Here is a 22,354-nt window from a genome sequence, read left to right on the forward strand (position 1 = left end):
CGCCCAGGTCCTGGTGGACGAGGCCACGGGCCTGAACGCCGCCGGCGCGGCGGCCCTGGAAGCTCACTTCCTCACCCCCGGCGCGGCTGGTCCTGACGCACTTGGGGCCGGGCCCGGGGGTGTGGCGGGGGAGTTGCCGCCGGCGAGGTTGCGGCGGAAGGTGCGGTCTTGGCGGGAACGCCACCACCCGGAATCGATCGAAACCCGGCATACCCGGGGTGTGGCCCAGCGGCGGATGGAGTATTCTCCGGACCGCGACGGGATGGGCTGGGTCTCGCTGTTGCTGCCCGCCGAGCAGGCCAACGCGGCATGGAACCGGACCAGGGCATTGGCCCGCGGCCTCCAGGGCCCGGATGAGCCGCGCACCCTTTCCCAACTGATGGCGGATATCGGGGCTGCGGCGCTCCTGGGCGCCGGGAGCAGTGTTGCGCCGGGCGCCGGGGCAGCGGCCGGCCTGGCAGAGGTCCCGTCCCCGGCGGCGCAGGTGCTCGTCACCGTGCCGGTGTTGTCGCTGCTGGGGGTCACTGACGAGCCCGCGGTGCTGGATGGTCATGGCCCGGTTCCGGCGTCGATGGCCCGGCAACTCGTGGCCGAGGGGGCGGCGTCGTTCTATCGGGTACTGGTGGACCCGCGGGACGGGGCGCCGCTGGAGATCGGCCGAAAGAACTACCGGATACCGGCTGCAATGCGGCGGTGGCTGCGGCTGCGGGACGGCAAGTGCCCGTTCCCCGGCTGCAGCAACGCCTCGCTCGACAACGAAGCCGACCACCTGCTCGCCTGGCATCACGGCGGGACCACCGGCCTCAGGAACCTGGGACAGCTCTGCCCAAAACATCACCGGATGAAACACGGCAGCGGCTGGGAACCCACCCCCGCAAGCAAGGACCGCCCGCCGGGCTGGACCTCCCCGGCAGGCCGCACCTACAACAGCGAACCCCAGGACTGGGAACCACCACACCTGCCAGCCGGACTCCTGGCCGGGCAAGTCCTGCCTGGGGAAAAACGCTCAAAAGGTCAGCTGCCTGCAGAGCTGCCGGCGGAGTGGAGCTATCTCGAACACGTGCTGGTGGAGAGCCTGTCCTAGTTAGGTCCTCAGTCGCCGCGGGTGCCGAAAACGATCTCGTCCCAGGACGGGACACTGGACCGCTTCGGCCTGGACGGCTGGCGTTCAGGTGCCTCCGTCTCGGGCAGTTGGCCCGTGGCGGGTGTGGAGTCGTCGTGCCGCGGTGCCCTGCGCCGAGGATTTCCGCCCAGCAATTCGTTCAGGCCGACATTAGGAGATGCAGCGGCCCCACTGGCTGCTGCAGGCTCCGAATCGTCGCCCGTTTGGTCGGTGCCACTCTCGTCGGTACCGGTTGGGGACGCTCCGGCCGAAGCAGTGCCCGAAGGACGGGTGGGGGAGGCGACGATGGTGACTTCGCGGGTGTCTGTGCTGACGCCGTCGTGCAGCCGCAGGGCCTCCTCCACCGGATCGCGGTGCGGCGGGATGAGGCTGAGCCTGGACATCATGGAGGGACGGGCGTCGCGCCGGCGGATAAAGGAATCCCCCTTGGCGGCGGGTGCGTCCTCCATATCGTCCTGCGGCCCGGTCTCCGGCTCCTCCGGTTCCGGGATGACCTCCGACGGACGGGGGTGGGCTGCCGGTACGCCATGGGTCAGCAGCAGCGCGAGGGCGTCGTCGGAATCCTCGTCCACGCCCAGGCGCTGTCCGCGGCGGGAGCGCAGCATGTCGAGCAGCCCGTCAGGGTCCTTGCCCGGACCTTGGGCAGGTCCGGCCTGGTTGCCGTGGCCGGAACGGACGTTGTCCGCATCGGCCTCGAAGTCGAAGGGCCTGTCCGAGACGGCTGAGAGCCGCCGCGCGGGAACGGGACCGTCAAGCGGCTCCAGTTCACTCAGCTGCTGCGCCCACCGGTTGGTGTTTTGCAGGGATTTCCGGACTGGGTTGAAGGTCCACAACGCCGGTGGTTCCTCGCCGATGCCGGCCGTACCGCCGGTCTGGGGTTCGAAGCTGGCCGAGACGGTCCAGGTCCCGTCCTGCCGGCGCCAGGAGTCCCACTCCACTGTTGAAGGATCGATTCCATGCGCGGACAGCCGGTGGGCCACCATATCGTCCAGGGTGGCCGGGCTGTCGCCGAACGCCGCGCGGTACACGTCGTGGCCGGGGGAGGGCGTGGCAACTTCCACCTTGCGGGCCTGCTGGGCCACGTACTCGCGCTCCGCCAGGACCGGCCCCTCATAGCGCTCCACCTTGGCGAGCGGCAGCCCGGACAATTCCGCAACCTCGGCGGCCGTGGCACCGGCACGGATCCGCGCCTGGATGTCCCGGGGGGACATGGGGATGGCAGGCCGGTCGGCGGGCCGCTTTGCCGCTGATCTGCTTGCCGTCCTCAGGGCTTCATCGATCGGCAGCTGGAACATCTCGCCGCCGGCTCCGCTCAACAGGAGGTGCGTCCCGTCGTCGTGCACGCCCACAAGCCGTAGATCCTGCATCCAAATCCTCCACCCTGGCATTACTATCAATCGAAACTCTGCCACCCGGTGTACGTGTTTTGCCTCAAGGGGCCGGGCGTGCCGCGATTTTCCGCCGTATCAGGGGACCGGGGGCCGCAACTGTGGATCAGGGCCGGCGGCGGCAGAGGGGCCGGGAAGTGGTTGCCGGAGCGGCAGCCCTACCTGCGGGTCAGGGCTGCCGTGAGCTGGGCCGGGTGCCGGGTGGAGGTGAGCCAGTAGGGTGTGCTGTCCGCGGGGTCCGTGATGTCGATTTTCACCACGGGATCAATCCAGCCCCGTATGCAAAGGTAGGCAAGGCCATTGAGCCGCGTCCCGCGCTCTGCCGTTGCTTCCTCGCCGCGGAATTCCTTCACGTCACCCACGAACTTGCGCTCGATGGTGGCTCGGCCCACCGTCAGCGTGTCCCCGGTCACCAGGATGGTGGGAGTGGACAGCAACAGGAGCACCGCGATGATGACAAAGAGCACCGCTGCCGCAGTAAAACCGGCGGCCGCGCTGATGGGGGCAAAAACCAGGATTCCGGCGCCCGAAACACCCGCCGCGATGATCCAGATCCACAGGTTGGGCCAAAGCTTTTCCTTGTAGGTCACCGACGCTCCCGTGGACGAAGAATTGGGCACGGGCGAAGGGGAGCTTGATTCGGGCATACGCCAAGCTTTCCACCTTTGCCCCGCTATTTCATCTTGGCGCCGGGTGTCCCGGGTCGGCACTGCACCGGGGGTCATGCTGCCCCTTCCCGTGCCATAAGCGGGACGCCTAGGTTCGGCGCGGGCGCGGGGGTTAGAGTGAGTGACTGTGACTGATCATCCCGCCACACTCGACACTGCCCTCCACGAAGCACCCGCAGCCCCGGGCGCGGACTACCCGGCACCCACCCTGCAGGTCCAGCTGAAGATGCTGGACCCCGGTTTGGCAGCACCTTCCTACGCGCACCCGGGCGACGCCGGCGCTGACCTCCGGGCGCGGGAGGATGTAGTCCTGCAGCCGGGTGAGCGCAAGCTCGTTCCCACCGGAGTGGCCATCTCGCTTCCCTATGGCTTCGTGGCCCTGATCCATCCGCGCTCCGGTCTGGCCACCAAACACGGTCTCACTATCGTCAATTCTCCCGGCACGGTGGACGCCGGCTACCGCGGCGAAATTTCCGTCACCCTGCTCAACACCGACGCAAGCCAGCCCATCGAACTGCGGCGCGGCGATAGAATTGCCCAGATGGTCATCCAGCGCGTCGAGCACGCGCAGTTCGTCCCGGTCGCAGAATTGAGCGAATCCGTACGCGGCACCGGAGGGTTCGGGTCAACCGGCGGATTCACCTTTCCCTAACGCCGGTTTCGTGCCGGCGCAGACGCCGGCGGCCGGCACAAGCACGACGGCGGGGCCTCCCCAGGCCGGACCGGAACTTCACAACTAAGGAGACACCCTGATGGTCTTTGGGCTCGGCAGGAAAGCCAAGAAGGAACAGGCGGCCGAACCGGACGAACCGCTGACGCTCGCGGACGCCGAAGCGGGCAGCACCGGACGCCGTGCCAGCGGCCCTTTCGATGCATCCGAAATCAGCAGCCGCGACGGCTACGTTGACCTCGGGGCGCTCCTGATCACGCCCAGCGAGGGCCTCCAGTTGCGTTTGGAAGTTGAGGAAGCCACCCAGCGGGTGGTGGCCGTCACCATGGATCTCAACGGTTCGAGCCTTCAGCTGCAGGCGTTTGCCGCGCCCAAGACCGAAGAGCTGTGGGAGGAAATCCGCGGCCAGATCGGCCAGTCAGTGGGCGCCCAAGGCGGCCAGGTCGAGGAGGTGCAGGGTGAGTTCGGGACGGAACTCGTCGCCAAGCTTCCCGCCGGCCTGCCCGACGGCAGCCAGGGCTACCGCGTGGCCCGCTTCATCGGCGTCGACGGTCCCCGCTGGTTCCTCCGCGGCGTCCTGGGCGGCGCCGCAGCACTGGACCGTGAGGCGGCCGGACCCCTCGAAGCCCTGTTCAAGAAGGTAGTGGTAGTCCGGGGCGACAGCCCCATGCCGCCCCGTGACCTCCTCCAGCTGCGCCTGCCGAAGGATGCCACTGCCACGCCCCCGCCTGCTGCTCCCGGCCTGCAGGAACCGGAGCGTGGCCCCGAAATCACCCAGATTGGCTGATTCCGTGCAGGACGGAGCATCCAGGGACGGTGGCCGCACCACCCCCCTCAGCCAGTTGCCCGTCAAGGGCCGGGTGCTCTGCCAGGGACGGATCGAGTCCATCACCTACGTCCCGGCGGACCGGAGCGCCGCTTTCAGCGCTATCGTCTCCGAGTCCGGGCCCGGCCGGCAGCGACCTGCAGCGGGGCGGCATCCCCGGCTGCGGGTGGTGTGGCTCGGACGCAGGCGGGTGCCCGGCATCGAAGCCGGCACCGAGCTCCGCCTCGAGGGAATGCTGTCCCGGAGCGAGGGCCTGCCCACCATGTTCAACCCCCGCTACGAGATATTGTCCCGTCAGGAGAACGAATGACCTCGCCCCAGCCCGACCCGTCCTCCGGAGGATCCCGTTCCGGGAACAACGGCCCGGAGCAGGAGCCGGGGACAGCGCAGGAGTCCTCGCCTGTGGCTGGCCTCGCCGCGGAATACGCGGCCAAGGCAGGACTGCACAGGACGCACGACGGCCGGGTGGATGTCCTGCGCAGTGCCGGTGGAGTCCAGGGCATCGCGGAAAGCATCATGCCGGGACTGGTGTTCCTGGTTGCGTTCACCATCACGCAGGACCTTCCGCCGTCGCTGGTTGCCGCGCTAGGCACCGCTGCCGTGTTCACCGTGGTCCGCCTCATCCAGCGCCGGCCCCTGACCCAGGCACTCGCCGGCGTTGTCGGCGTCGGAATTTCCGCCTGGCTGGCCAACACCACCGGAAAGGCCGAGGACTTCTACCTCCCGGGGTTCTTCACCAACGCGGCGTACATCATCGCAATGGTGATCTCCATCCTGGTCAAGTGGCCGGTGGCCGGACTGCTGTTCGGGTTCATCCGGAACGAAGGCCTCGACTGGCGCAAGGACCCGGGCCGGCTCAAGGCCTACCGGCTGGGGACCTGGATCATCGTGGCGGTCCTGGCGCTCCGGCTTCTCGTCCAGGTGCCGCTGTACCTGATGGGCCCGGAAGGCCTTGCCGCACTTGCCACCACCCGCCTCCTGATGGGGGCCCCGCTGTACATCCTGGGCGTCTGGGTGGCCTGGCTGGTGACCCGTCCTGCGCCGGCAAAGGACCTGACGGGCGGGGAACCGGCGCCGAAAGCCTGACGGGCCCCGCGGCCATTAGCCGTCGAAGCCGTCGTCCTCGAGGGCCTGCTGTTCCGCGCGGCCTGCCGGCACCCCTTCTTCCTGATGCTCTTCCTCCATCGAGTCGGCCGCCTCGGGTGAAAGCAGGGCGCGCAGCTGGTCCTCGGCGGCAATGGTTGTCACGAAGAACAGCTCGTCGCCGCCGTCAATAACGTCGTCGCGGCTGGGCGTGATGGGGGCGTGGTCGCGCAGGATTGCCACCAGGGTGGCATCCTCCGGCCAGTCAATCTGCCCCACCGTCCGGCCAATCACGTGCGAATCGTGCGGCACGGTAAATTCGACCAGGGACGACACTCCGGTCTGGAGGGTCAGGAGCCGGACCAGGTCGCCGATTTCCACGGCCTCCTCCACCAGCGCTGTCATGAGCTGCGGCGTGTTGACGGCCACGTCCACGCCCCAGGAATCGTTGAACATCCAGTCGTTCTTCGGGTTGTTCACGCGGCCCACGGTGCGGCCGACGCCGAATTCGGTCTTGGCGAGCAGGGACACCACAAGGTTGACCTTGTCGTCGCCGGTGGCTGACACCACCACGTCCGCCTCTTCCACTTTCGCGCCCTGCAGTGTGCTCAGCTCGCAGGCGTCGCCCACCAGCCAGTGTGCGCCGCGCAGTCCGCTCCGGCCGATCACTTCCGGCTTCAGGTCGATCAGCAAAATTTCGTGCTTATGGGCCAGCAGTTCCCTTGCGATGGATGACCCGACGCTTCCCGCGCCGACAATAACGACTTTCACTGCAACTCCTTGGCGGGGGCTTTGGCCAGGATCTGGGCGACGTGCGCGCTGCGGTCCACCTGCAACATGGCGTGCACCGTGTCGCCGTCCTGGTAGGCGGTTCCCGCATCGGGGAGCATGCCCTCGCCGAAGCGCGTAAGGTATGCCACCCGGACGTCCGCCGCTTTTTCGATGCTGCTGATCCGGTGTCCGATCCAGCCGGTGTCCAGGTCCAGTTCAGCCAGGACCAGGCGTCCGGAGGGCTCACGGAAATCACCCGCCAGGTGCTGCTCGGGAAGGATGCGCCGCAGGACCTGGTCTGCGCTCCAGCGCACCGCGGCCACGGTGGGGATGCCCAGCCGCTGGTAGATTTCCGCCCGCCCGGGGTCGTAGATCCGGGCCACCACGTGCGGGACGTGGAACGTTTCGCGGGCCACCCGGGTGGCGAGGATATTGGAGTTGTCGCCGCTGGACACGGCCGCGAATGCGTAGGCTTCGGCGACGCCGGCCTGCTTGAGGGTGTCACGGTCAAAGCCGACACCGGTGACCTTGCGGCCGGTAAACCCCTGGCGGAGCCGGCGGAAGGCGCGGTCGTCCTGGTCGATGATGGCCACGGAATGCCCGGCGTCCTCCAGCGTATGAGCCAGCGTCGCCCCCACCCGGCCACATCCCATGATCACGAAATGCGCCACCGTATCTCCTCTGTAATCCTGTGCAGGTTGTGCAGCTAGAACTCTACCGCCAGCATCCGGCGTTGCCCCTGTCAAGGGGCCGTCATGACAACCCCAGGGAATCAGACTAGCTTTGTGGGGTGCTGACAATACTGAACGCCGTCAAACGCGTGCTGGTGGGCAGGCCGTTCCGGAACGACCGGCTTTCCCACACCCTGCTTCCAAAGAAGATTGCACTGCCGGTTTTCGCGTCCGATGCCCTGTCCTCCGTAGCCTACGCACCGGACGAAATCCTGCTGACGCTCGCCCTGGCCGGCGTCAGTGCAGTGGCCTTCTCCCCCTGGGTTGGGCTGGCCGTGATGGTGGTGCTCCTGACCGTGGTTGCCTCCTACCGGCAGAACGTCCACGCGTATCCTTCCGGAGGTGGGGACTACCAGATCGCCGGTGAAAACCTCGGGAAGAACGCGGGCATTACGGTGGCGTCTGCCCTGCTGGTGGACTATGTCCTGACCGTGGCCGTGTCAATGTCCTCCGCCGCGGCGTACCTGGCCACCGCCATCCCTTCACTGTATGGGCAGCAGGCGCTGATCGCCGCCGTCGGGATTGTCATCCTGGCACTGCTCAACCTGCGGGGTGCTAGCAAAGGCGGCACCCTTTTCGCATTACCCACCTACATCTTCATCGCATCAATTTTCGGCATGACGGCCGTGGGGATATACCAGGCGGCCACCGGCCAATTAGGGGAGGCGCCGTCAGCGGCCTTCACGATCGTGCCCGCAGCCGGTTTCGATGAAGGGCTGGTGGGGTTGGCCGGTGCCTTCCTGCTGCTTCGCGCGTTCTCCTCCGGCGCCGCAGCGCTCACCGGAATCGAAACGATCAGCAGCGGTGTACCCAGTTTCCGGCCGCCGAAGAGCAAGAACGCCGCTACAACCCTGCTTCTGCTGGGCGTCATCGGCGCCTCCATGCTGGCAGGCATCATCTACCTCGCCAATGCCACCAAGGTCCACGTCGTCCTGGACCCCGCCACCGAACTCCTGTTGAACGGCAGCCCGCTGCCTGAGGGTTACATCCAGAACCCTGTCATCAGCCAGATCGCCCAGACCATCTTTGGCCCCGGTTCCATCCTGTTCTACATTGTGGTCGCAGCGACCGGCGTCATCCTGGTGTTCGCCGCCAACACTGCGTTCAACGCGTTTCCCGTCCTTGGCTCAATCCTTGCCCAGGACGGCTACCTTCCGCGCCAACTCCGGACCAGGGGCGACCGCCTGGCTTTCAGCAACGGTGTCGTGGCCCTGGCGGCTGGGGCTTTGGTGCTCATCCTGGCGTTCAATGCCGACGTCACCAAGCTCATCCAGCTTTATATCGTGGGGGTCTTCATTTCCTTCACCGCCAGCCAGCTGGGAATGGTCCGGCACTGGGGGCGGCAGCTGAAGGTAACGAGGAACAAGACAGTCCGACGACGGATGGCCAAGTCCCGTGCGATCAACACCGTCGGCTTCGGCATGACCGCCACCGTCCTTGGCATTGTGCTGGTCACCAAATTTGAGCAGGGCGCCTGGCTTGCCCTGCTGGCCATGTTCATCCTGTACCTGATCATGTGGAGCATCAAAGCCCACTACGACAACGTGGCGCGGGAGCTGGCGGTGGACGAGGACGCGTCCCCGCGGGCCCTGCCTACCAGGGTGCATGCGGTGCTCCTGGTCTCGCATGTGCGCAAGCCGGTCCTGCGGGCTCTGGCGTATGCACGGGCGTCACGGCCCTCCCGCCTTGACGCCATCACCGTGGACATAGATCCGGAGGAAACGGCCCAGACCGTCGCCGACTGGGAAAAACTCGAAATCCCCGTGCCGCTGACCGTGCTGGCCAGTCCCTACCGCGAAACCGTCACCCCGATCATGGAGTACATCAAGCAGATGCGGCTGGACTCCCCGCGCGACCTTATCGTGGTGTATATCCCCGAATATGTCGTGGGCAAGTGGTGGGAGCAGCTGGTGCACAACCAGACCGCACTGCGCATCAAGACCCGGCTGCACTTCGAACCCGGGGTCATGGTGGCCAGCGTTCCCTGGCAGCTCAAATCATCCGAAGAAGCAAAGAACCTCCAGGACGTCCAATGACCGCCAAAACCTCCACCACCCCTGCCGCTACGCCGGAGGCCGGCGGGCACAGCGGCGAAGAAGCCGTCCTCGACGTCGGACCGGTGGCCCACGGCGGGCACTGCGTGGCCCGCCACGAGGGGCGGGTCATCTTTGTCCGGCACGCCATCCCCGGCGAAAAGGTCCGCGTGCGCCTGACGGATGCGGAGGACAAAGCCAAGTTCTGGCGGGCCGATGTCATCGAAGTACTGGAAGCGTCACCTGACCGGGTGGAGCACTTCTGGCGCCCTGCGGATTCAGGCCGTGCCTGGCAGCAGGGCCGTCCGCCAGTGGGCGGTGCTGAGTTCGGGCACATCACCCTCCAGCGGCAGCGCAGCCTCAAGGCCGACGTGCTGGCCGAGCAGCTTCGCCGGCTGGCCGGCGTCGAACTTTCCCCGGCAGTGGAGCCGGTGGGTGCCGGCGCCGGCGATGGGGAAGCAGCGTCCGACGGCGGCACGGGCCTCGCGTGGCGGACGCGGGCCAGCTTTTCGGTCACCCCCGGCGGCAAGCTCGGGATGCATGCACACCGGTCTACGCACATTGTTCCAGTGCGGGACATGCCGCTGGCCACCGACGCCATCAACGCCCTGCAGCTGTGGAACCTGGACCTGCAGGGGATCGAACGGGTGGAGGTGGCCGCGCCGGCCAACGGGTCACGGCCGCTGGTGCTTCTCGCCCCGGCGCCGGGGACGAAGGCAAAGCGGCTGGCCGCCGTGGCGGCCCGACTGCCCGCGGACGTGTCCGTCGCGTCCTTCGATCCGGTCACGGAGGACGTCACTCAGCTCCGCGGCCGGACCTGGGTGCAGGAATCGGCGGCGGGCCACGACTACCGCGTCACAGGCGCGGGGTTCTGGCAGATCCACCGCGACGCGCCCGACGCCCTTGTGGGGGCTGTCACAGATTTCCTGCACGGCGGCGGGTTCCTTCATGCCGGTGCCGTGGTGGCTGACCTCTACGCCGGGGCGGGCCTGTTCACCGCCGTGCTGGCCGACGCCGTGGGGGAGACCGGCTCAGTCCTGTCCGTGGAGGGCGCCCCCGGGACCAGCCGGGACGCCCGCAAAAACCTCCACGCCGCCCCTCAGGTGGAGATCATCCAGGGCCGCGTGGAGCGGGTATTGCGCCAGAAACCGCGGGACTTTGACGCCCTCATCCTGGACCCTCCCCGGGCCGGTGCCGGCAAGTCCGTGGTGGGACAGCTCGTCGCGGCGCACCCGCGCGCCATTGCCTACGTGTCCTGCGACCCGGCGTCGTTCGCCCGTGACGTGGGTTACTTCCGCCAGTCCGGCTGGGACCTGGCCGGCCTGCGCGCGTTCGACCTCTACCCCCACACCCACCACCTTGAAACAGTGGCGCTGCTTGCTCCCCGCCCGTGATGCCGCCGCGGTTATCGACTACGATGACCGTAGTAGTCCCACGTCGCGCCCGTATTCACGGCCGGCCGTGTGCAATTTTCGGGCCCGAAAGTAATTAGGGCGTCCTAACTAGCAGGCGGTCAACCGCGCGACAAAGATGAAACTGTTGCGAGAGGAGTCCTGCGATGAGCACTGTGGACAGCTTCGGTTCAAAAGGCAAACTTAATGTAGCCGGAACCGAGTACGAAATTTTCCGGTTGAACTCCGTTGAAGGTGCAGAAAACCTTCCGTTCAGCCTCAAGGTATTGCTTGAAAACCTGCTGAGGACCGAGGACGGCGCGAATATCACTGCCGATCACGTCCGCGCCTTGGCCGGCTGGGACCCGAATGCCCAGCCTGATACAGAAATCCAATTCACGCCGGCACGCGTGATCATGCAGGACTTCACCGGCGTTCCCTGCGTGGTTGACCTGGCGACGATGCGCGAAGCGGTCAAGGAACTGGGCGGCGACCCCAAGCGGGTCAACCCGCTGGCACCGGCCGAAATGGTCATCGACCACTCGGTCCAGATCGACGCCTTCGGCAACTCCGGTGCGCTGGAGCGCAACATGGAGATCGAATACCAGCGCAATGGTGAGCGTTACCAGTTCCTGCGCTGGGGCCAGACCGCGTTCGACGACTTCAAGGTGGTCCCGCCGGGAACCGGCATCGTGCACCAGGTCAACATCGAATACCTGGCCCGCACCGTCATGACCCGCGAAGTTGACGGCGCCCTCCGCGCCTACCCCGACACCTGCGTCGGAACCGACTCGCACACCACCATGGTCAACGGCCTGGGCGTGCTCGGCTGGGGCGTCGGCGGCATTGAAGCCGAGGCAGCCATGCTCGGCCAGCCCGTCTCCATGCTCATCCCGCGCGTCGTCGGCTTCAAGCTCAGCGGCAGCATCCCGGCCGGCGCCACCGCCACCGACGTGGTGCTCACCATTACCGAAATGCTGCGCAAGCACGGTGTTGTGGGCAAGTTCGTCGAGTTCTACGGTGAGGGCGTCGCCGCTGTGCCGCTGGCAAACCGCGCCACCATCGGCAACATGAGCCCGGAATTCGGTTCCACCGCCGCGATGTTCCCCATCGACGACGTCACCCTGGACTACCTGCGCCTCACCGGCCGCTCCGAGCAGAACGTTGCCCTCGTGGAGGCTTACTCCAAGGAGCAGGGCCTCTGGCACGATCCGTCCCGCGACATCAAGTTCTCCGAGTACCTGGAACTGGACCTCTCCACCGTTGTTCCGTCCATCGCAGGCCCCAAGCGCCCGCAGGACCGCATCGAGCTCACCGAGGCCAAGGACGAGTTCCGCCACGACCTCAAGAACTACGTTTCCCACGACGCCGATGCCGGCACCCTGGACGAGTCCCTTGAGGAAAGCTTCCCGGCCTCCGACGCCCCGTCCTTCACCGCCGGAGCGACCCACGTCTCCGACACCGACCGCGAACCGCCGAAGTACTCGGCAGCGCACGGCGGCGCCGGACGCATCTCCAGCCCGGTGCCGGTCAAGATGGCTGACGGACGCGAGTTCGAGCTGGACCACGGTGCTGTCACCATCGCCTCCATCACGTCCTGCACCAACACGTCCAACCCGTCGGTCATGCTCGCCGCCGCCGTGCTGGCACGCAACGCCGTCGAAAAGGGCCTGACCGCCAAGCCGTGGGTCAAGACCTCCGTCGCCCCCGGCTCCAAGGTGGTCACCGACTACTACGAGAAGTCCGGCCTGACCCCCTACCTGGAGAAGCTCGGCTTCTACATCGTGGGCTACGGCTGCGCTACCTGCATCGGCAACTCCGGCCCGCTGGAAGCCGAGATTTCCGAGGCTGTCCAGGCCAATGACCTCGCCGTCGCCGCGGTGCTCTCGGGCAACCGCAACTTCGAAGGCCGCATCAACCCGGACGTCAAGATGAACTACCTGGCCTCCCCGCCGCTGGTCATCGCCTACGCCCTGGCCGGTTCCATGGACTTCGACTTCGAAACCGATGCCCTGGGCAAGGACACCGACGGCAACGACGTCTTCCTGAAGGACATCTGGCCCAACCCGGTTGAGGTCCAGCAGGTCATCGATTCCTCGATCGACAAGGAAATGTTCGCCAAGGGCTACGAAGGCGTCTTCGACGGCGACGATCGCTGGAAAGCACTGGACACCCCGGCAGGCGACACCTTCGCCTGGGATCCGAACTCCACCTACGTCCGGAAGCCCCCGTACTTCGAGGGCATGCAGGCGCAGCCGGAGCCGGTCAAGGACATCACGGGCGCGCGCGTCCTGCTGAAGCTGGGCGACTCGGTCACCACCGACCACATCTCCCCGGCCGGTTCCTTCAAGTCCGACACCCCGGCCGGCCAGTACCTGCTGGCCAACGGCGTGGAGCGCAAGGACTTCAACTCCTACGGTTCCCGCCGCGGTAACCACGAGGTGATGATCCGCGGAACGTTCGCGAACATCCGCATCAAGAACCAGATCCTGGACGGCGTCGAAGGTGGCTACACCCGCGACTTCACCCAGGAAGGCGGCCCGCAGGCGTTCGTCTACGACGCAGCGCAGAACTACCAGGCAGCCGGCACCCCGCTGGTGGTCCTGGCCGGCAAGGAGTACGGTTCCGGCTCCTCCCGCGACTGGGCAGCTAAGGGTACCGCCCTGCTGGGCGTCAAGGCCGTCATCGCCGAGAGCTACGAGCGCATCCACCGCTCCAACCTCATCGGCATGGGTGTCCTGCCCCTGCAGTTCCCGGCCGGCGAGTCAGCTGCGTCGCTGGGCCTGACGGGCACGGAGACGTTCTCCGTTGAGGGCGTCACCGCCCTGAACGAAGGCACCACGCCCAAGACCCTCAAGGTCACGGCAACCGCCGAAGACGGTTCCGCCACCACGTTCGATGCCGTGCTGCGCATCGACACCCCGGGTGAAGCGGATTACTACCGCAACGGCGGCATCCTGCAGTACGTGCTGCGCCAGATTTCCGCGAACTAGCGGGAACTGCCCAGCAGGCAGCATCTCCCGAAGCCCCGGCCGGTCACCGACCAGCCGGGGCTTCGGCTGTGCAGGCGCGTCCGGTCCCGTGGACCAAGGCGTTAGAGTTAAACGGCACGTCTACCACCTGAAGGAGGGGTCATTGGGAATCTTGGACACCATCCGGAATCCGCAGGACCTGAACGAGTTGACCGAAGAACAGCTCAAGCAGCTGGCTTCGGAGGTCAGGGAATTCCTGATCACAAACGTTTCCCAGACGGGCGGTCACCTCGGGCCAAACCTTGGCGTGGTGGAGCTGACCCTCGCCGTGCACCGCATCTTCGACTCGCCGCGTGACAGCATCGTCTTTGACACCGGCCACCAGTCGTATGTCCACAAACTGCTCACCGGACGCCAGGACTTCACCACCCTCCGCCAGGAAGGCGGGCTGTCCGGCTACCCGTCCCGTGCCGAGTCCGAGCACGACATCGTGGAAAGCTCGCATGCTTCCTCCTCGCTGTCCTGGGCGGACGGAATCTCCCGTGCCCGCCAGCTGACCGGGGAAGGCGACCGGCACGTCGTCGCCGTCGTCGGTGACGGGGCCCTGACCGGTGGGATGGCCTGGGAGGCCATCAACAACATCGCCGCGGACAAGAAGCGCCGGGTGGTCATCGTCGTCAATGACAACGGCCGGTCCTACGCCCCCACGGTGGGCGGTTTCGCGGACTACCTGGCCTCGCTGCGGCCCACCATCGACTCGTTCCGCACCGCCCCCGCCTATGAGGTGGCGCTGGACTGGTGGAAGAAAAAGCTCCAGAACGGCGGCCCGGTGGGCCAGTTCACCTACAAGAGCCTGCATGCCATGAAGAAGGGCATCAAGGACTGGTGGGCTCCGCAGGGCATGTTCGAGGACCTCGGCATGAAGTACATCGGCCCCGTGGACGGCCACAACCTCCAGGCGATGGAGCATGCCCTCGCCACCGCCAAGCACTACAACGGCCCGGTCATCGTGCACGCGATGACGGAAAAGGGGCACGGTTACGCCCCTGCCCGCGCGCATGAGGCGGACCAGTTCCACGCCGTCGGCATCATCGACCCGGAAACCGGCGAACCCACCGGGAAAGCCGGCGCCAAGTCCTGGACCTCGGTCTTCGCTGACGAAATCGCTGCCATCGCCGACGAACGGCAGGACGTGGTGGGCATCACCGGAGCCATGCTCATCCCGGTAGGCCTGCACAAGTTCGCCGCCAAGCACCCGGACCGCGTCATCGACGTCGGCATCGCCGAGCAGCATGCCCTCACCTCCGCGGCGGGCATGGCCTACGGCGGCCTGCACCCCGTGGTGGCTGTCTATGCCACCTTCCTCAACCGCGCTTTCGACCAGCTGCTCATGGACGTTGCCCTGCACAAGGCAGGGGTCACCATCGTCCTGGACCGCGCCGGCGTCACTGGTCCGGACGGCGCCAGCCACCACGGGATGTGGGACATGGCCATGGTCCAAGTGGTACCCGGACTCCACCTGGCTGCTCCCCGCGACGCCACCCGGCTGCGGGAGGAACTCCGCGAGGCCATCGCCATCAGCGACGCGCCCAGCGTTGTCCGTTTCTCCAAGGGCTCTGTGGGGGCCGAGGTTGAAGCACTGGAACGCCTCAGCGACGGTGTGGACATCCTGGCCCGCCGTCCTTCGGGGTCCACCGAGAACGATGTGCTGATCGTCAGCGTCGGCGCCATGGCCGAGCTGGCCCTCGACGTCGCCAACAGGCTTGGCGCGCAGGGCATCAGCACCACGGTGGTGGATCCGCGCTGGGCCCTTCCCGTCCGCCGCTCCATCATCGCGCTTGCCTCCCACCACCGGCTGGTGGTCTGCATCGAGGACGGCGTACGCGCCGGCGGCGTGGGCTCGCGCATCCGCCAGGAGATGCGCGCGGCCGGGGTGGACACTGCCCTGAACGAGGTCGGCCTGCCGGTCGAGTTCCTGGACCACGGCAGCCGCAGCCAGGTCCTGGAGCGTGTGGGGCTCACTGCCCAGCAGATTACGCACGACGTCGTAGCGCAGGTTTTGGGGACGAAGGTCCCGTTCGCGCGCCCGCTGCCGGGGCAACAACACCCCACCACCGGCAGCCTTCCAATCCTGTGAGGGAAGAGGATGCGCTGAAGATTCCGGGCGCAACGGGGGAGTCCGGACCGGTCATGCACACCACTACAACGAGGGTCCCCAGCGGCCTCCAGCCCGGCCAGCTGGTGGTGTCCCGGAACCGGAAATGGAATGGCAAGGCCCACTGGGTGGTGCCGGGGCGCTACCTTGGCGAGGACCGGCACGGCTGGTGGATCTTCCAGGGCACCAACGAGTTCTGCTCGCGTCCGGGCGCCGCGTTCTACACCCGGTCCGACGCCGTCCTGCTGGTCCCGCGACAGGGGGACTGGGTTGCCACGTTCTACGACTCGGCCCATCCGAACGGGGTACGGGTCTACGTGGACCTGGCAGTAGGCCACGAATGGACGGACATCCGGCCGGCCGTCACCGAGTTCCACGTCATAGACATGGATCTGGACGTCATCCGGACCGCGGACCGGGGCGTTTTCATCGACGACCAGGACGAGTTCGCCGACCACAGTATGTCCATGAACTACCCCGAACGGCTCATCGGAGACATCCAGGCCGCAGCGGACGAACTATACCGGGCCGTCAAGGCACAGCAGGCACCCTTTGACGGCACCGACGTCGAATGGTTCACGGAGGGACGCAAATGAGCGGGATTGTCAGGGTCTACAAGCGCGACGACGAGGGCGTGCTCCACTTCCGGGAGGCCTGGTTCGACGAGGAGTACAGCCAGTTCGTGATGAACTTCGGCGTGGTGGGGCACCAGAGCAAGACCGAAGAGACGGACGTCGCAGACGCCGCGGCCGCCGATGCGCTGCTGGACGCCTTCGCCGTGCAGTGCGCCGAGGACGGCTACGCGGAGATTCCGGATGAGGAGCAGTTCTGGGTGGTGGCGCAGTTTGCCTTGAAGACCAGGGAAGGCACCGAACGCGACCGGTTCCTGGAGGAGAAGGCGAAGGATGCCCTGGTCAGCCACCTCGCGTGGCGCGGCCTCGGCACCGTGGACCGGTCCGAATTCACGGACTTCAAGCTCAACATCTTCTGCCTCTGCCCGGACGCCAACAAGGCCGCCAACGCCATCAAGGTCTGCGCCCGCGGCGAGGACCTGGACTTCACCAAGCTCACCATCGCCGCGGCCCCGTTCAAGGAACCGGACAAGTTCAGAATGAAGCACTCCGCCAGGTCCGCCACCACGTTCAGCCTCTAGGAGTTTCCTTGACCACCTACCGCCGCGTCGGAAAATCAGGGCTGACGGTCTCCACGGTCGGCCTGGGCTGCAACAACCTCGGCCGCGCCAACACCGCCACCGAATCGCAGGAAGCCACCGACGCCGTGGTCTCCGCTGCGCTCGACGCCGGGATCACCCTGTTCGACGTCGCCGACACCTACGGCCGGGAGCCGGGGCTCAGCGAGATAATGCTGGGCAAGGCCCTTGGCAGCCGCCGCGCCGACGTGGTGGTGGCCACCAAGTTCGGCATGGACATGAAGGGCGCCAACGGCCCCGACTTCGGCGCACGCGGCTCACGGCGCTACATCATCCAGGCGGTGGAGGCTTCGCTGCGGCGGCTCGGCACGGACTGGATCGACCTCTACCAGTTCCACACCCCGGACCCGCTGACCCCCATCGACGAGACACTGTCCGCCCTCGATGCGCTGGTCATCAGCGGCAAGGTCCGGTACCTCGGCCACTCGAACCGAGCCGGCTGGCAGATCGCGCAGGCCGAGTACGTGGCGCGGGAGCTGGGCGGCGCCCGCTTCATTTCCACCCAGAACCACTACAACCTCCTGGACCGGCGGGCGGAACTGGAAGTGACACCGGCTGCCGAGGAATTCGGCCTGGGGGTCCTGCCGTATTTCCCGCTGGCCAACGGCCTGCTCACCGGCAAGTACTCGCCCGGGCACGCGCCCGAAGGCTCCCGGCTCAGCCACACGCGGACACACATGGTGCACGACGCCGACTGGGAGCAGCTGGGACGCTTCAGCCGCTTCGCCAAGGAACGCGGGCTCACCGAAATCGACGTCGCATTCTCCTGGCTTGCCGCACAGCCGTCGGTGGCCAGCGTCATCGCCGGCGCCACCCGGCCGGACCAGGTCCGGCAGAACGCCGCGGCTGCCGACTGGATCCCCACTGAAGCCGACCTGCAGGAACTGGACGGGATCTTCCCCGCAGTCCCCAAAGTGGCACTCTTCTAGGCCGCCATGCCCGCCTACCTCCTGGACGTCGATACCGGCATCGACGACGCACTGGCCGTTGCCTACCTCGCGGCCCTGCCGGACACGGAGTTCGTCTCGGTTACGGCAACACCCGGCAACGTCGATGCGGACCAGGTGGCGCGCAATACCCTCGCGCTCCTCGAATTGTGCGGCCGGCACGGGGTGGAAGTGGCCATCGGTGCGCGCAGGCCTCTGTCCGTACCGCTGCTGACCACCCCTGAGACTCACGGACCCCAGGGCATCGGCCACGCCGTCCTGCCGGAACCGGAAGGGCGCGTGTCGCCGCGCCACGCCGTCGACCTTTGGATTGAACATGCCAAGGCACGGCCGGGGGAGCTGACGGCCCTGGTCACTGCACCGCTGACCAACTTTGCGCTGGCACTCCGCAAGGAGCCGGGCCTGCCGGAGCTCCTGGCCGGCGTGGTGATCATGGGCGGCTGCTTCTACTACCAGGGCAACACCACGCCTACCGCGGAATGGAACACCCACGTGGACCCGCACGCCGCAAAGGAGGTCTACGCCGCGTACCGTGGGCGGGCCATGGAGAAGCTTCCCGTGGTGTGCTCGCTGGACACGACAGAACGCATCGAGATGCGGCCGGAGCATGTCCGGCGGCTGGCGGAAGCGGCAGGCGCCGCCGTCCCCGAACTGGTGCTCCCGGACCAGCCGGAAGGGCAGCCCAGCACCTCGGACAACAGGATCATCAGGCACTTGTCCGATGCGTTGCGGTTCTACTTCGAGTTCCACCGGCGCTACGACCAGGGCTACCTTGCCCACGTCCATGACTTCTTCGCCGCCGGGGTGGCCGCGGGAACGCTGGAGTACACGGCCCGGCCGGCTACCGTGGACGTTGAGGCGGAATCGCCGCTTTTCGCCGGAACAACGGTTGCCGATTTCCGCGGCCTGTGGGGCATCGAACCCAACGCCAGGATCGTCTCCGGCAACAACCCGGAGCAGGCCTTCCGCGAACTGGTATCCACCGTTGGCGGCCTCGCAGCCCGGCTGGGCTGAAAGTCCGTGGGAAACGCCCGGGGTCCGCTGAACCGGGCTGGTCCTGGTGGAGGTGCATCGGTCCGCCCCAAGATACTCCACCACCGGTAGAATGGTCCCCGGCCCGCCGGTTGATTCATCCGGCGCAGCTGCTGCCGAGGTGACATAGGCGGCGTCCCGCACGGCCCGGCATTTTCCGGGCCCTGAAGTGCCGCACCCCAGAAGGAACCCCATGTCATCGCCCTCCCTGACGTTGCCGTCTCCAGCCCCCGCTGCCGCCCGCAGGCGCCGGCTGCTGGAAATCCTCGGCGGCCTGGCCATCGCCGCCACCTACATCTACCTGGTGCTCAACCAGCCTGCCGACATCACCGGCGGCCCCGGCAGCGCAGCGGCCCTGGTCGCCCTGTCCGGCTTTCTGGCCGGGGCTGTCCTGCTGATCGTCGCCATCCTCCCCACACTTCCGGCCTCCACGGTGGTGCTGATCCCGGTGGCCCTGGTCCTGAACATCGTCCTCGGCCAGTTCGTGGGCAGCACCCTGGTCCCGTTCTACCTGGACGCGATCGGCACCGTCCTGATCGCCGTCCTGGCAGGACCGGCAGCCGGTGCCGCCACCGGCGCCCTCAGCAGCATCGTCTGGTCCTTCTTCAACCCCACAGTGCTTCCCTTCGCCGCCGGGGCCGCACTGATCGGCTGCCTCGCCGGGCTGGCCGCGCGGTACGGCCTGTTCCGCCGCTTCTACCTCGCGCCCGTTGCCGGCTTCGCCACCGGGATCATCGGTGGCGTAGTGTCCGCCCCGGTTGCGGCCTTCGTGTTCGGCGGCACCTCCGGGGTGGCCACGGGTGCGATCGTCAGCGCCTTCCGCTCGATGGGCGATACCCTCCTGGCCGCCATCACCAAGCAGGCACTCATTTCGGATCCCATGGACAAGGCCATCGTCTTTACCGTGGTGGCTGTGCTGGTCTACGCACTGCCGCGCCGCGCCAGCCAGCAGTTCCCGTTTGTCCGCCGGCACCGCGTGCTGGCCGGCAAGGCTCCCGCGTCGGAAGCAACGCGGACCGAAGCGACGGTGCCGGGGCCGGGTCAGGCGTCCTAGGCATACCCGTGCGGATTCATCCGCTGACCGGACTGGCAGCGGCCGGCAGCACAGCAGTGATCACGACGGCGGCGGCGAGCCTTCCGCTGTCCGTCGCCGTGTCCGCCGCTGCGCTGACGCTCTCGGTGGTGGCGGGCACCGCCCGCCGGATGCTGCCCGCTGCCGCCGCCGTGCTGCTGCCCTTGGGGTTGTCCCTGCTGATTGTGCACGGGCTGTCCTTTCCGGAGGGGCTGACGGTTCTTGCCCAGTGGGGTCCGGTCCGCGTCACGGCAGAGGGTCTGTCCTTCGCGCTCGAGCGGGCGGCCCAGCTGTCCGCGGTGGTCCTCGTCCTGCTGGCCTACTCCTTCAGCGTCAACGTCCCGGACCTGGTGGCGGCCCTGTCCGCGCGCGGCATCCGTGGCCGGTTCGGGTTCGTGCTCGCCTCCACCCTCACGTTGCTGCCAGCCATCGCTGCCCGCACCGGGCGGATCAGGAAGGCCCAGGAATCCCGCGGTCTGGTGATCCGGCGCGGGCTCCTGCACCGGGCGGCCGCCTTCCGCCTCCAGGCCGTCCCGCTGGTCCTGTCACTGGTGGAGGACGCCGGAACCCGGGCCGCTGCCCTGGAGGCCCGCGGCTTCAGCAGCACCGGGCCCCGCACCAGCTACCGGGTGGTGCCGGATTCGCTGCCGCAACGGGTCCTGCGCCTAGTGCTGGTGCTTGCCGCTGCGGCCGCGGTTGCCGTGCGCCTGTGGCACTACGCAGAGGGGAACTGACGTGCACCACCTTCTCCGCCCGGTGCTGGCAGCAGGCATCCGCAGCTTCGCCTACCACGGCGGCGGCGCACCGGTCCTTTCCAGCGTGGATCTGGAACTCGCCCCGGGAACACTCACCGCAGTCCTGGGCACTTCCGGCAGCGGCAAGACGACGCTTGGCAAACTTCTTGCCGGCTGGCTGTCCCCGGCTACGGGTGGCGTGCTGGCAGGATTCCTGGAACTGGCCGGGCAGCGGCTGGAGTTTGACGGGAGCGCCGCAGATCCGCGGATCGATCCGGCGCAGTGGGGCCGGCAGGCGGGGTTCGTCCCGCAGGATGCGTCTGCCATCCTGTCCACGGTCAAGGCAACGGTAGCGGAGGAACTCGCGTTCGGCCTGGAAAACGCCGGGATGGACCGGGAGGACATGCGGGCGGCGGTGGAACACACTGCTGGCCTGCTCGGGCTCACCGGACTGCTGGAACGGGATCCTGCCCGGCTCTCCGGCGGCCAGCTGCGGCGGCTGGCCATCGGCTGTGCCATCATCACCCGTCCGCCGGTGCTGGTCATGGACGAGCCGTTCGCCTCCCTCGACGCCCCGGGTGTCAGGGAAGTGGAGGTGCTGGTGCGCCGCCTGACCGCGGCCGGAACCGCCGTCGTCATCCTGAGCCAGGTGCTCGACGCCCCGCTGCTGGACGCCGCAACGTGGGTTGTCCTGGCGGAAGGGACAGTCAGCGCCAGCGGACCGCCCGCCCATTTCCAGGCGGGCGGTGCCCTGCCGGCGGGAACCCGGCGGCCGCACGAGGCCCCGCCGCGGGAAACCGCGATTTCCCGCCGCAGCGGCAGCACGGCCCCGGCCCTGGAACTTCGGAACGTGACCTTCGGCTACCGGAACGATGTAGAGCGCAGACGGGGCTTCAGGCGCAGGCCAGGCCAGGACTTTGCTGCCGGCAGCCTCCCGTCCCCGGTACTGCAGGGCATAGACCTGGCTGTCCACCCGGGTGAGGTGGTGGCCATTACGGGTCCCAACGGTGCGGGCAAGTCAACCCTCCTGCGGCACTTCAACGGCCTGCTCAGGCCGGGAAGCGGGTCAGTACTGGTTCGGGGCAACGACATTGCACCGCGACCCGTGGGCAGCATCGCGGCATCCGTTGGAATTCTCTTCCAGCAACCACGGGACCAGCTGTTCGAGCGGAGCGCCCTGCGCGAGGTCCGGTTCGGCCTGGACCGGCATGTCGGCCGGGCCGCGGCGGGGGAGCGGGCGGAGGCGGCGCTGGCCGCCGTCGGGCTGGAGGGCGAGGCGCAGGCGCATCCCGCGGAATTGCCCGCATCCGGCCAACGGCTGCTGGCCCTTGCCACGGCCCTCGCCCGCAGGCCGGCCGTCCTGGCGCTCGACGAACCAACGGTGGCGCTCGACGGCGCGGGCCTGGCGGTCCTCGACGCTGCCGTCCGGTCCGCAGCGGAGGAGGGCGCCGCCGTCGTGCTTGTCACGCATGACCTGGCATACGCGCGGCAAGTGGCGCACCGCATCCTGGCGCTCGACGGCGGCCGGCTGGCGGAAGCCTGACGTAC

The 22,354-nt window shown here is 67.6% G+C and carries 20 protein-coding genes; 16 read left to right on the forward strand and 4 right to left on the reverse strand.

What is annotated here, in order from left to right; translation table 11 throughout:
* Positions 1-1,084 (forward strand): HNH endonuclease signature motif containing protein (locus AC5RU7_RS15070; RefSeq protein WP_494052910.1); only part of this gene is annotated, 1,084 nt, incomplete at its 5' end.
* 8 nt (positions 1,085-1,092) lie between these two features.
* Here AC5RU7_RS15070 and sepH read toward each other — a convergent pair.
* A complete protein-coding gene (gene sepH / locus AC5RU7_RS15075; RefSeq protein WP_494052911.1) occupies positions 1,093-2,490 on the reverse strand; it encodes a septation protein SepH in 1,398 nt (465 codons plus the stop codon).
* Between the two features lie 179 nt (positions 2,491-2,669).
* Positions 2,670-3,158 (reverse strand): DUF3093 domain-containing protein, encoded by a 489-nt coding sequence (locus tag AC5RU7_RS15080; protein ID WP_494052912.1) that lies wholly within the window; start codon positions 3,156-3,158, stop codon positions 2,670-2,672.
* Positions 3,159-3,306: 148 nt separating this feature from the next.
* Here AC5RU7_RS15080 and dut point away from each other — a divergent pair, with 148 nt between their 5' ends.
* From dut to AC5RU7_RS15100, 4 genes are all read left to right on the forward strand, one after another.
* Positions 3,307-3,831: a dUTP diphosphatase gene (dut, locus tag AC5RU7_RS15085; protein WP_494052913.1), complete on the forward strand. Its 525-nt coding sequence runs from the start codon at positions 3,307-3,309 to the stop codon at positions 3,829-3,831.
* Between the two features lie 100 nt (positions 3,832-3,931).
* Complete coding sequence (locus tag AC5RU7_RS15090; RefSeq protein ID WP_494011024.1) at positions 3,932-4,636, forward strand: DUF3710 domain-containing protein; 705 nt, start codon at positions 3,932-3,934, stop codon at positions 4,634-4,636.
* 4 nt (positions 4,637-4,640) lie between these two features.
* Complete coding sequence (locus tag AC5RU7_RS15095) at positions 4,641-4,985, forward strand: single stranded DNA-binding domain-containing protein (protein WP_494052914.1); 345 nt, start codon at positions 4,641-4,643, stop codon at positions 4,983-4,985.
* Positions 4,982-5,761, forward strand: coding sequence for a DUF3159 domain-containing protein (locus AC5RU7_RS15100; RefSeq protein ID WP_494052915.1), 780 nt, complete (start codon positions 4,982-4,984; stop codon positions 5,759-5,761). Before AC5RU7_RS15095 ends, AC5RU7_RS15100 begins: the two co-directional genes overlap by 4 nt.
* 15 nt (positions 5,762-5,776) lie before the next feature.
* Here AC5RU7_RS15100 and AC5RU7_RS15105 read toward each other — a convergent pair whose 3' ends face one another.
* Together AC5RU7_RS15105 and AC5RU7_RS15110 are read right to left on the reverse strand one after the other, a co-directional pair.
* Positions 5,777-6,529 carry a potassium channel family protein gene (locus AC5RU7_RS15105; protein WP_494052916.1) on the reverse strand — a complete coding sequence of 251 codons (753 nt, stop codon included), beginning with the start codon at positions 6,527-6,529 and terminating at the stop codon, positions 5,777-5,779.
* The gene (locus AC5RU7_RS15110) at positions 6,526-7,200 is read right to left on the reverse strand and encodes a potassium channel family protein (protein ID WP_494011028.1); all 675 of its coding nucleotides are present in this window, start codon (positions 7,198-7,200) and stop codon (positions 6,526-6,528) included. The genes AC5RU7_RS15105 and AC5RU7_RS15110 overlap by 4 nt, the downstream gene beginning before the upstream one ends.
* Positions 7,201-7,319: 119 nt before the next feature.
* Between AC5RU7_RS15110 and AC5RU7_RS15115 the strand changes: the two genes are divergently transcribed.
* From AC5RU7_RS15115 to AC5RU7_RS15165, 11 genes are all read left to right on the forward strand, one after another.
* Positions 7,320-9,296 carry an APC family permease gene (locus AC5RU7_RS15115; protein ID WP_494052917.1) on the forward strand — a complete coding sequence of 659 codons (1,977 nt, stop codon included), beginning with the start codon at positions 7,320-7,322 and terminating at the stop codon, positions 9,294-9,296.
* Positions 9,293-10,687 (forward strand): class I SAM-dependent RNA methyltransferase, encoded by a 1,395-nt coding sequence (locus AC5RU7_RS15120; RefSeq protein ID WP_494052918.1) that lies wholly within the window; start codon positions 9,293-9,295, stop codon positions 10,685-10,687. Before AC5RU7_RS15115 ends, AC5RU7_RS15120 begins: the two co-directional genes overlap by 4 nt.
* A 164-nt stretch (positions 10,688-10,851) precedes the next feature.
* Positions 10,852-13,677: an aconitate hydratase gene (locus AC5RU7_RS15125; RefSeq protein WP_494052919.1), complete on the forward strand. Its 2,826-nt coding sequence runs from the start codon at positions 10,852-10,854 to the stop codon at positions 13,675-13,677.
* Between the two features lie 142 nt (positions 13,678-13,819).
* Entirely contained in the window at positions 13,820-15,793 is a 1,974-nt protein-coding gene (gene dxs, locus AC5RU7_RS15130) for a 1-deoxy-D-xylulose-5-phosphate synthase (RefSeq protein ID WP_494052920.1), read from the forward strand.
* A complete protein-coding gene (locus AC5RU7_RS15135; protein WP_494052921.1) occupies positions 15,790-16,407 on the forward strand; it encodes a DUF402 domain-containing protein in 618 nt (205 codons plus the stop codon). Before dxs ends, AC5RU7_RS15135 begins: the two co-directional genes overlap by 4 nt.
* Complete coding sequence (locus AC5RU7_RS15140) at positions 16,404-16,964, forward strand: hypothetical protein (protein ID WP_494052922.1); 561 nt, start codon at positions 16,404-16,406, stop codon at positions 16,962-16,964. Before AC5RU7_RS15135 ends, AC5RU7_RS15140 begins: the two co-directional genes overlap by 4 nt.
* 8 nt (positions 16,965-16,972) lie before the next feature.
* Entirely contained in the window at positions 16,973-17,950 is a 978-nt protein-coding gene (locus AC5RU7_RS15145; protein ID WP_494052923.1) for an aldo/keto reductase, read from the forward strand.
* Between the two features lie 6 nt (positions 17,951-17,956).
* Positions 17,957-18,982, forward strand: a complete 1,026-nt coding sequence (locus tag AC5RU7_RS15150; protein ID WP_494052924.1) for a nucleoside hydrolase — start codon at positions 17,957-17,959, stop codon at positions 18,980-18,982.
* Between the two features lie 211 nt (positions 18,983-19,193).
* Positions 19,194-20,054 (forward strand): ECF transporter S component, encoded by an 861-nt coding sequence (locus AC5RU7_RS15155; RefSeq protein WP_494011037.1) that lies wholly within the window; start codon positions 19,194-19,196, stop codon positions 20,052-20,054.
* Positions 20,055-20,062: 8 nt separating this feature from the next.
* Positions 20,063-20,806, forward strand: a complete 744-nt coding sequence (locus AC5RU7_RS15160; protein ID WP_494052925.1) for an energy-coupling factor transporter transmembrane component T — start codon at positions 20,063-20,065, stop codon at positions 20,804-20,806.
* Between the two features lies 1 nt (position 20,807).
* Positions 20,808-22,349, forward strand: a complete 1,542-nt coding sequence (locus AC5RU7_RS15165) for an ABC transporter ATP-binding protein (protein ID WP_494052926.1) — start codon at positions 20,808-20,810, stop codon at positions 22,347-22,349.
* The last annotated feature ends 5 nt before the right edge of the window (positions 22,350-22,354 follow it).

The sequence above is a fragment of the Arthrobacter sp. K410C genome (genome assembly GCF_059090105.1).

Excerpts from the sequence above, each read along its gene's own strand:
- sepH (WP_494052911.1), bottom strand. The coding sequence starts at position 2,490 with ATGCAGGATCTACGGCTTGTGGGCGTGCACGACGACGGGACGCACCTC.
- AC5RU7_RS15080 (WP_494052912.1), bottom strand. The coding sequence starts at position 3,158 with ATGCCCGAATCAAGCTCCCCTTCGCCCGTGCCCAATTCTTCGTCCACG.
- AC5RU7_RS15090 (WP_494011024.1), top strand. The coding sequence starts at position 3,932 with ATGGTCTTTGGGCTCGGCAGGAAAGCCAAGAAGGAACAGGCGGCCGAA.
- AC5RU7_RS15100 (WP_494052915.1), top strand. The coding sequence starts at position 4,982 with ATGACCTCGCCCCAGCCCGACCCGTCCTCCGGAGGATCCCGTTCCGGG.
- AC5RU7_RS15120 (WP_494052918.1), top strand. The coding sequence starts at position 9,293 with ATGACCGCCAAAACCTCCACCACCCCTGCCGCTACGCCGGAGGCCGGC.
- AC5RU7_RS15125 (WP_494052919.1), top strand. The coding sequence starts at position 10,852 with ATGAGCACTGTGGACAGCTTCGGTTCAAAAGGCAAACTTAATGTAGCC.
- AC5RU7_RS15140 (WP_494052922.1), top strand. The coding sequence starts at position 16,404 with ATGAGCGGGATTGTCAGGGTCTACAAGCGCGACGACGAGGGCGTGCTC.
- AC5RU7_RS15150 (WP_494052924.1), top strand. The coding sequence starts at position 17,957 with ATGCCCGCCTACCTCCTGGACGTCGATACCGGCATCGACGACGCACTG.
- AC5RU7_RS15155 (WP_494011037.1), top strand. The coding sequence starts at position 19,194 with ATGTCATCGCCCTCCCTGACGTTGCCGTCTCCAGCCCCCGCTGCCGCC.